This window comes from Bergeriella denitrificans NBRC 102155 (assembly GCF_001592185.1).
Taxonomy (GTDB): domain Bacteria; phylum Pseudomonadota; class Gammaproteobacteria; order Burkholderiales; family Neisseriaceae; genus Neisseria; species Neisseria denitrificans.
In genome coordinates this window covers 1-2,294 of sequence record NZ_BCWL01000273.1, presented here as the reverse complement: position 1 = coordinate 2,294, position 2,294 = coordinate 1, and the positions used below count along the sequence as shown (strand labels likewise).

Sequence of the window (2,294 nt, the reverse complement as noted above, 5' to 3'; positions counted from 1 at the left end):
CAAGCCCCCTCTTTGAGCCGAGCGAGCCAACGCTGTAACAGGATTTAATCACCGACTATATTAGGCTAAATAAACTTAACCTACAATAGGCCAATAAAATTAAAATTCATGAAATAATCTGTCGCAAATGCAAATATTCGGCGAATAATCCTTTTTTCAGACGGCATGGCACGCCCGATTGAGGCCGTCTGAAAAATTATCGCGGGCGGAGCTTGCCCAAAAGAGCGTTTCAAGCCATAATCCGAACATGTGCAGGAGAGCGCGGCGCAGCCCGTCTGTGCGGCCACCGAAGGCGCAGATGCCCTTAAATCGCTCAGGTAAAAGGACTGCACATTGTAAGAAAACATCTGGAGAGCGGCCTGTTTGCAACAGGCACACCGAAGGGGAAAAGGCCGTCTGAACCACCATTCAGACATCCGCAAAAGCAGCAGTGAGCAGACTGTTCGTCACCACGCGGCGCCGAAAATCTCAGGTTCAAGGACAGATAGGGTTTCCGCCGCATTGCGGGCGGATGCCGCATATCGTCCAAGAATAAACGTCCGCTGCCCCAAGGCGCGTGCCGCAGCGGGCGGCAACCGGAGAAACCCTCATGACTGCTCTGAAAACCACTCCTTTCCACCAAGCCCATATTGACGCGGGCGGCAAGCTGGTTGATTTTGCCGGCTGGGATCTGCCCGTCAATTACGGATCGCAAATCACCGAACACGAAGCCGTGCGTACCGATGCCGGTATGTTCGACGTATCACACATGCTGGTTACCGACGTAGCCGGCGCGCAAGCCAAAGATTTTTTCCGCAAATTAATCGCCAACGATGTCAGCAAGCTGGCCTTTGCCGGCAAAGCTCTGTATTCCGCCATGCTGAACGACAAGGGCGGCGTCATCGACGACCTCATTGTTTACCGCACCAATGAAGCCGAAACCCAATACCGTATCGTCTCCAACGGCGCGACCCGTGAAAAAGACTCCGCCCAATTTGCCGCAGTCGGCAAAGCATTCGGCGTGGCGCTGACGCCGCGCTACGATTTGGGCATGCTGGCCGTGCAAGGTCCGAAAGCGATTGAGAAACTTTTGGCAGTCAAACCCGAATGGGCGGATACCGTGAATGCGCTGAAACCCTTCCAGGGCGCGGATTTGGGCAACGATTGGTTCGTCGCCCGTACCGGCTACACCGGCGAAGACGGCGTGGAAGTGATTCTGCCCGCCGCCGAAGCCGATGCCTTCTTCAAAGCCCTGCAGGCAGCGGGCGTACAGCCTTGCGGCCTCGGCGCGCGCGACACCCTGCGCATGGAAGCGGGCATGAACCTCTACGGCAACGACATGGACGACGACACCAGCCCGCTCGAAGCCGGTATGGGTTGGACGGTTGATTTGAAAGACGAAAACCGCGATTTCGTCGGCAAAACCGCATTGCTGGCCTTGAAAGAAAAAGGCGTGGCCGTGAAACAAGTCGGCCTGCTGCTCGACAAAGGCGGCATTCTGCGCTCGCACATGGAAGTGGTGACCGACAAAGGCAAGGGCATCACCACCAGCGGCGTGTTCTCGCCGAGCCTGAAACAATCCATCGCCATCGCCCGCGTGCCGAAAGAGTTTGACGGCGACAGTGCCAAAGTCATCATTCGCGGCAAAGAAGTCGATGTGCGCGTGTTGAAACTGCCGTTTGTACGCAACGGTCAGAAGCAGTTTGATTAACAATATTCAGACGGCCTAGCAGACAAAAGGCCGTCTGAAAAATCGATTTATCCGTTTAAAACCATCCGTTTAATTCAATATCATCCGTTTAACAGGAGAACACACCATGAGCAATATCCCAGCAGAACTGAAATACGTCGCCAGTCACGAATGGCTGCGCCCTGAGGCAGACGGTACGGTAACCGTCGGTATTACTTTCCACGCGCAGGAATTGTTGGGCGACATCGTGTTTGTCGAGCTGCCCGAAGTCGGCGCGAATCTGGCTGCCGACGAGCAGGCAGGCGTGGTGGAATCGGTGAAAGCCGCTTCCGACGTGTACGCACCGATTGCCGGCGAAGTGGTTGCCGTCAACGACGATCTGCCGGGTGCGCCGGAAACCGCCAACAGCGATCCTTACGGCACCGGCTGGTTCTTTAAAATCAAACCCGCCAACCCCGCCGATTTGGACGGCTTGCTGACCGCCGAACAATATGCGGAAGAGGTGAAATAATCTCCGCCGCCGCTTTAAAAGCGGCGGAAAACCGAAAGGCCGTCTGAAAACGATTCAACCGGAAACCCTGTTTGGCGAATCTGATTTCAGACGGCCTTTGTTTGCAGTTGGCTG

Annotated in this window: 2 protein-coding genes and 1 riboswitch; both genes read left to right on the top strand. The window is 55.4% G+C overall.

The window, feature by feature from the left end; all coding sequences use genetic code 11:
- The first annotated feature begins 242 nt into the window (after positions 1-242).
- Positions 243-339, top strand: a riboswitch (glycine riboswitch).
- 250 nt (positions 340-589) lie between these two features.
- The gene (gcvT, locus tag BDE01S_RS10115; protein ID WP_066081115.1) at positions 590-1,690 is read left to right on the top strand and encodes a glycine cleavage system aminomethyltransferase GcvT; all 1,101 of its coding nucleotides are present in this window, start codon (positions 590-592) and stop codon (positions 1,688-1,690) included.
- Positions 1,691-1,796: 106 nt separating this feature from the next.
- The gene (gene gcvH / locus BDE01S_RS10110) at positions 1,797-2,180 is read left to right on the top strand and encodes a glycine cleavage system protein GcvH (RefSeq protein ID WP_066081113.1); all 384 of its coding nucleotides are present in this window, start codon (positions 1,797-1,799) and stop codon (positions 2,178-2,180) included.
- Positions 2,181-2,294 lie beyond the last annotated feature (114 nt).